At 66.6% G+C, this 6474-nt stretch carries 5 protein-coding genes and 1 pseudogene; 3 read left to right on the top strand and 3 right to left on the bottom strand.

From position 1 onward, the window contains the following. Positions 1-8 precede the first annotated feature (8 nt). Positions 9-725: pseudogene (locus ABZ371_RS09005) on the bottom strand (ISAzo13 family transposase); the annotation flags it as partial. Between the two features lie 60 nt (positions 726-785). Further along, positions 786-1118: a hypothetical protein gene (locus ABZ371_RS09010; RefSeq protein ID WP_358675616.1), complete on the bottom strand. Its 333-nt coding sequence runs from the start codon at positions 1116-1118 to the stop codon at positions 786-788. A 148-nt stretch (positions 1119-1266) separates the two neighbouring features. Here ABZ371_RS09010 and ABZ371_RS09015 point away from each other — a divergent pair, with 148 nt between their 5' ends. Continuing rightward, positions 1267-1470, top strand: a complete 204-nt coding sequence (locus ABZ371_RS09015) for a hypothetical protein (RefSeq protein WP_358675619.1) — start codon at positions 1267-1269, stop codon at positions 1468-1470. Between the two features lie 386 nt (positions 1471-1856). Here the strand turns inward: ABZ371_RS09015 and ABZ371_RS09020 are convergent, their stop codons facing one another. Continuing rightward, positions 1857-2396 carry a hypothetical protein gene (locus ABZ371_RS09020; RefSeq protein ID WP_358675622.1) on the bottom strand — a complete coding sequence of 180 codons (540 nt, stop codon included), beginning with the start codon at positions 2394-2396 and terminating at the stop codon, positions 1857-1859. Positions 2397-2631: 235 nt separating this feature from the next. On the opposite strand from ABZ371_RS09020, the gene ABZ371_RS09025 reads away from it, so the two are divergent. Together ABZ371_RS09025 and ABZ371_RS09030 are read left to right on the top strand one after the other, a co-directional pair. Then, the gene (locus ABZ371_RS09025) at positions 2632-3528 is read left to right on the top strand and encodes a 5'-methylthioadenosine/S-adenosylhomocysteine nucleosidase (RefSeq protein ID WP_358675625.1); all 897 of its coding nucleotides are present in this window, start codon (positions 2632-2634) and stop codon (positions 3526-3528) included. Between the two features lie 65 nt (positions 3529-3593). Continuing rightward, positions 3594-6305 carry an ATP-binding protein gene (locus ABZ371_RS09030; protein ID WP_358675628.1) on the top strand — a complete coding sequence of 904 codons (2712 nt, stop codon included), beginning with the start codon at positions 3594-3596 and terminating at the stop codon, positions 6303-6305. Positions 6306-6474: the final 169 nt, after the last annotated feature.

Consider the following 6474-nt stretch of genomic DNA (forward strand, 5'->3'; position numbering starts at 1 on the left):
GCAGATCATTAACACGTTGTTTTGATCTTGTTGTCATTGTCGTCGGTCTGTGCCTGGACCCGGGCCTGAAGGGTGGCGAGGGCCGTGGGTGGGGTTGTCGCCGGTGGGATGGTGATGCCGCGTGCCTCGAGCAGTCGCCGGTTCTTCAGGAGGGTGCGGTGCATCGCGGTGCGGCTGGTGCCGAACAGCACGGCGAGGGGTTCCGCGGCCAGGGCGGCCCGCAGGTGGAGCACGGTGGCCAGGACCTGGTCGGGGAAGGCCAGCCGGGGCGGGCGGCCGCGCCGGATATCCCCGTCCGGGGCCAGGCTCTCGGTGAGGTCGTTCAGTTGCTGGAGGGTCATCCCGGTCAGTGCGGGATCGGAAAGCAAAGCCTGGTTCCACTCCGGATCCGGCGTCTGCGGGGCCCGGGCCGCCGGGATTACAGGTGATGGCTGGGGGTGCAGTGCATAGTTCCAGGCGCCTTGGAACGCGTGCCGGGTCAGCGGCAGGGCGGCCATCTCCGCGTCTTTGATGCGGACTCCGGTCGGGTAGGTGTTGGTGTCGAGTTCGGCTCTCACGCGCAGTCCGGTCCGGGTGGTGGTCGCGGCGATCGACTGCACGATGACTTCGTGGCTGGTCAGCGGGCGGCCGCTCCAGTTCATGGTGATGTGCGAGAACAGCCGGTGCTCGATCTTGTTCCACTTCGAAGTGCCCGGTGGTAGGTGACACACGGTGATCGTGAGCCCGGGCCGACGGAGGCGAGGAGCGAGTCGATCGCGTCGAAGTCACTCACCGGAACGCTCCCTTCAGATGTAGGTGACGGGGTTGCGGGACAGGTGCGGGCTCTTGGTGGCCCGTCCGACACGGTCGTCGCCCCGCAGCAACTCCCCCTGGAGGGCGTAGCGGTCGCCGTGCTTGGAGATCCCGGTGATCGTCGCGACGGCGAGGACAGTGCCCTCGGTGTTGATGATCTGCACCTCGTCCTGGGCGAGAGCGCGGTCGGCGTTGAACTTCCAGATGCCGCGACTGACCTCCCAGACTTCGTCCTCACTCATGCCGGGGCGCCATCCGATGGTCGACCGCCCGAGCATGTCGTCGGGGTCCGCCTCACGCTCGGGGCCGATCTGGATCTGCAACACCTGTCCACCTCCCAGAACCTGAACTCTTCAACTTGTTGCAAAGTTACCACCCAACATTTAACTTTGCAACAAGTTCAGAAGTAACCAACTCAATTGACTCCAGCACGACTTCACCACTCCGACCCTCGACACAAAGGAGACCCACTCCATGACCATGGCGCACGACGAAGCACCGCGCGGCATCCACACCGACACCTGCTCCACCTGCTGCGCGACCGGCGCGGAGCTGACCCACATCCGGTTCACCGACGACTCGGACATCCGCCGCCGCAGCGAGTGCGGCAACCAGAACAAGCTCGGAATCCGGGTGCATGCCCGGCCCGGCGAAGTAGCACACCCCGGCGCCAACTGATCCCCCGCCCCAGCCCTCGGGCCTCCGCCCTCCGCCAGCCCGACGGCAGGCGGAGGCCCGTGCGCACGCTTCCCACTCAGACCCCGAAGCCCCCGCGGCTCCGGACCCGGCCGCCTTGCCCCCAGCCCGCTTCCCGCGCCCTGCGCACGAACTCCCGCCCTCCCCGCGAACGCTCAGTCCGCGCCACCCGCCGAGCGCCACGGACACCTCCGAACACAGCCAGTCCGGATCAACCTCCACCCGCCCCAGGAACCCTCACTCCAGATGGAGCCTTCTCCCACCGTGCAGGCCAAGCGCTATTGAACGTCCGCTTCAGCGTCTCTCAGCTACCTACATCTACACAGGCCAGGCCGCGAACACAGCTTCACCATGAACGAGAAGGCACACTACGGCCCGGTGTCGGCGTAAAGAGTGATCTGGACCGCCAGAACGGCGACGGCCACGACCTCAAGCAGGGAGATGACAAGCGGGACGGCCGCACCCGCTCCGTAGACCCAGAAAACAGTCAAAGCCGCCAGCGGTACCGCGGCAAAAGCGGTGAGATCCACCGCGCACTGGATTACCTTGCGCTGGGCCCGGCGGGTATCGCGTCGGTGCGCCGCCTCCCATCCGAAGAGGCTTTCCGGTTCCCCTGCGAGTGCGCTCAGACGGGGCCCGAGATCGGTCCGTATGTAGCGGCCGATCGCGCTGATCTTCTCGTCGTTCACCAGGTATGTCCACCCCAGGACGGACGTGGCGGCGGGCAGTGCCAGCAGCAGTTCGGCGTGGCGTGTCTGGGCAGCGCCGATCAGTACCGTCACCATCGCGGCCAGGGTGACGTAGAGGAGGTTGTCCCGGAAACCTATCCGGGTCTTCTGTTCTTCCTTCACTCTGTCGTACTCAGCCAGGAGCAGCTTGCCAATGGTGATGTCATCTGTGGCTGTCACGCCTGGTCCTAGAGGTTCGGGGCGAAGGTGCGTCGACGGCCAATTCTGTACCCGCCAAGGAGTGGTGGGAAGGAAATCAGAGGCCGTTCCGATGTGGTCGGGCTGATCAACTCGAGAGCGGCGCCGAGGGTGGGACGGGGCCGCGGCGAGGCGGCGGTAGGCTCAGCAGACGTTGCAGTTGTGAGGGGAACATCCTTTGCTCGTAGGTGAGTTCGGTCTACATAATCCGGTCGTTGTGCTGACGGCTATCGGTCTGGAGTACGAGGCTGTGCGTGCACACCTCATCGATCCGCGCCGAGTGGTGCACGAGGGGACATGGTTCGAAGCCGGTGAGGTCGCAGGTTCGGGTCATCAGGTCGTTCTCGCGGAGGTGGGACCGGGGAACCGGCCGACGGCGGTGATCGCCGAGCAAGCAAGGACTCGGTTCACACCCCGGGCAATCATCTTCGTCGGGGTAGCAGGCAGCTTGAAGCCCGACGTGAGACTGGGCGATGTCGTGGTCGCGAGCAGGATTTATGCGTACGACGGGGCCAAGCACGTATCCGACGAGGTGCTCGCACGCCCGGCGGCCTGGGCGGCCTCGCACGATCTGCTGCAGGCCGCGAAGCATGCGCTGCGCGGAACCGAGTGGACCGGCCGCGTACGTGCGGGAGCCTTCGAGTCAGACGGTCCGCCTACGGTGCACTTCAAACCCGTCGCGGCTGGTGAGACCTTGCTGAGTTCGATGGATTCCGAGCTGCGTGAGCGGCTCACCCGTGTCTTCAACGATGCGGTGGCCGTGGAGATGGAAAGCGCAGGGCTGGCCGATGCGGCTGCTATCGGCGGAGTCAAGACCCTGACGATCCGGGGCATCAGCGACTACGCTGACGGCGCGAAAGCGGCGGCCGATGCTCGCGGTATGCAGGGGGTCGCCGCGGCCCACGCCGCAGCAGCGGCGATGACTGCTCTCGCTGCCCTTCCCCTCGGCGTCGGTGAAGGCGGTGTCGACGGGCAGGGCTCCAGCACATCTGATGGTGCTGCGGTGCAAGGGCTGACGCAAGTCAACACGGCGGACCGCAAGGGTGTGGTCAACGCCGTTCAGAACGGCTCGCTCACCATCAACCATCACGGGCCGCAAGCGACCGAGCGGTGAGCGGGGGCGACGAGCAGACCGATGGTCCGCAGCCCGGAAATCCGCACCCCGTCGAAGACCTTTCGATGGCACAGACCAATAGCGCCGATACTGGTGGCACGGTCAACGCCGTCCAGCACGGCAACCAGACCATCAACAACTTCCTCGGACCTGATGCGCAGCGGCTCTTCACGCAATGGGAGAGAAGTCTGCGGCGCACTCCCGGCACGTTGAGCATCGCTCCGGACCAGGTACTGGCAATGGAACGTGAGACTCCGTTGGCCTCCCTGACCGACGCCCTCAGCACGGCCCAGGCAGGTCATGTGCTCCTCGTCCGAGGGGAACCCGGTGTCGGCAAGACCACCCTGGTCTTGCGGTCCATCGACGAACTGCGCGCCCGGTCCGTACACGTCCTGGCGGCCGCTGCGCCGGCAATGTCCCCGTACGCGGGCGGCTTGGACGAACTCATCCACGCACTCGGGGCCCAGGACGGCACATCGAAAGTATCTGCTCCTCACGGAATTCTGGTCCTGGACGGTGCTGAAGCCGCTCAGGAGGGGCTCGAAAGCCTCGTCGTGGAAGCCGTGGAGGCAGCCATGGGTGCCGGGCTCACCGCTGTTCTGGTCAGCCGGGACGACGCGGCGGACACTCTCCGGGACCTGCTGGACCGGGCTGGATGCACAGATGTCGGCGAAGTCATCGTGCCGTCCTTGGACGACCGGGAGATCGCCGAGATCCTGGCCTCGGCGCCGGAGTTGACACGGCTCGCCAGTGACCCCCGATCACGCTGGCTGCTGCGCCGGATCGCCCTCATCGATCTGCTGCTGCGCTCCGTCAGGCGGGGCGCAGCACTGCCTGCGCAGCTGGCGAGTGAGGCCGAGGTCTACACCCATGTCTGGCTCGCGTTCGTGCTGAACAACCAGCGGATGGCCAACGGGGTAGTGCCCGAAGACCGCGGAGCGGCGCTCGTCTCTCTGGCGGAAGGACGGCTGACCGGCCGCCGCGCACCGCCCCTCCCCGGCCCCGCGCTGGCTTCACTGCGCTCCGACGGCATCCTCGCTCCGCTCGGCGAGTTGTCGGCGACTTCGAACGAGGAGCACACTTTCGCCCACGATGTACTGCGGGACTACGCCACCACCAAGCGTCTGCTGCTGGACGACGGCCTGTCCCTGCTGGACCTCCACGGGCCGCGGTGGGCCGTTCGCGCCGGCCGTATCTTCTGCCAGATCAAGCTGCGGTCCGGGGTGGATACGGCCGGAGGGTTCCTCACGCGGTGGAACCAGGTGCGCCAGCAGTTCAAGCAGCTGGCGGCCACGCACGGATCGCGGTGGAACGAGGTTCCCTGGGAGGCGGTGCTGTCCTCAGGGTGGTGCGCCGAGGCTCTCACCGCTCTGGCCGAGGACCTGGTGCGCCGCCCCGAGCTTCTGAGCGAGCTGCTGCGCTGCGTGACGTTGCGCTTCGGTGAGGACGGGACTTGCGATCCGCTCGTCGCGGCCCCGGTCGTCGCCTGGCTGGCAGAGCACACGGATGTCTTCACGGACTACCGCAGCGAGCCGTGCGACACGCTCATGGTGACGTGGCTGCGTAGTGTCTCCGAACAAGAGATCCTGGGGGACAGCGTTCCGGACTGCCGGCCGGTGCGCGTCCAACTGCGCGAGGCGATGTTTCGATCGGTGCCCAAGTTCCCCACGCCCGCGTTCATCGAGGCGCTGGCACTACTCGGTGCGGATCGGGACGACGCCGCCGACACCCTGCTGCGACGGCTGGCCCGCGAACGCGCCCACACCTTGATGCCAGCAGTGGACCGTGGCGGGTCTGCCCGGTGCCTCGCCACGACGAACCCGGCGCTGCTCACGGAGCTCGCGGCGGCCTACTACGCGCCGTCGGCGGACCCGCTGCGTCTGCGTGGTGAGGTGCGGGGCCGTTCAGCGGGAAAGCATGAGTACCTCGGCATCCGCTCACAAGGGCAGGCTGCCTGGTGGCGGGGGCCGTTCTTCTCCCTGCTGCAGACGGATCCCGCGCGCTGCATGGGGCTGATCAACACGCTTTTGGCTGCCGCCGTCCGGCCGGAGGACCGGTACAAGAGCGGAGACGAGCCGGATCCGGACAGCGCTTCTGCCCCGGCTCTGCGTGGCGACTTCCTGGGAACGGGAGACTGCGAGTATCCCGGCCGCGGCGACGCCTGGTCCTGGTATCGAGGCGCCCTGAACGGCCCGCAGCCGTGTATGAGCGCGCTCATGGCTCTCGATCGCTGGCTGGACCAGCTGGTCCAGGGCCGTGTCATGCCAGCTCGCAGGGCTGCGAAACTGGTTCTCAGACGGGTAGGGACCGTGGCCGGGGCCGGCCTCGCCTACGGCATTTTGGTACGGCATCTGGACGAGATCAGCGACGAGCTGGACGGCTTCCTGGCCTCACCCCTGGTCTGGGAGCTTGAGAACGGTCGCACCGTCGCCGACATGATGTTCCGCAGGAGTAACGAGCTCCCGGGCGAGGAGCACCTGAAACTCTCCCCCGCCCAGGTGGCGATGTCTCTGGTTATCGATGCCAAACGACGTGGGGACAACGCGGCCGCGGCACGATTGCAGGCCGTTGCAGGACGGCTTCATTCAGCCGCGACCGATGTCATTGATGACCTGACACTCAGATTCTGGGCCGATCACCTGGACTGTGAACGTTTCGTTCTGGTGAGAGACGGCGGTCAGGCGGCCATCGAGGTACAGCCGTCCGAGGCCATCCGGCAGGAGCTTGAGCGGCGCCGTGGCCGGTCGGACCTCACGTCCAAGCAGTATTGGGCTTGATCCGCTTTGACGAACATTCGAGATCTGGGGTTCAGCCCCGGGAGGATGTCCATCATGGAGAGCATGGGGAAGAAGAAGCCTCGCCGCCCTCGTCGTTCGTTCACGCCGGAGTTCAAGGCCGAGATCGTCGGGCTGTGCCGACGGGGTGACCGCTCGGTCGGTCAGGTCG

Origin of the sequence: Streptomyces sp. NPDC005899 (assembly GCF_040629645.1) — a bacterium.
In the GTDB taxonomy this organism is placed as follows: domain Bacteria; phylum Actinomycetota; class Actinomycetes; order Streptomycetales; family Streptomycetaceae; genus Streptomyces.

What these genes read in the sequence shown, in the direction of transcription:
- ABZ371_RS09030 (WP_358675628.1), top strand. Translation starts at nt 3,594, where the DNA reads ATGGCACAGACCAATAGCGCCGATACTGGTGGCACGGTCAACGCCGTC.
- ABZ371_RS09015 (WP_358675619.1), top strand. Translation starts at nt 1,267, where the DNA reads ATGACCATGGCGCACGACGAAGCACCGCGCGGCATCCACACCGACACC.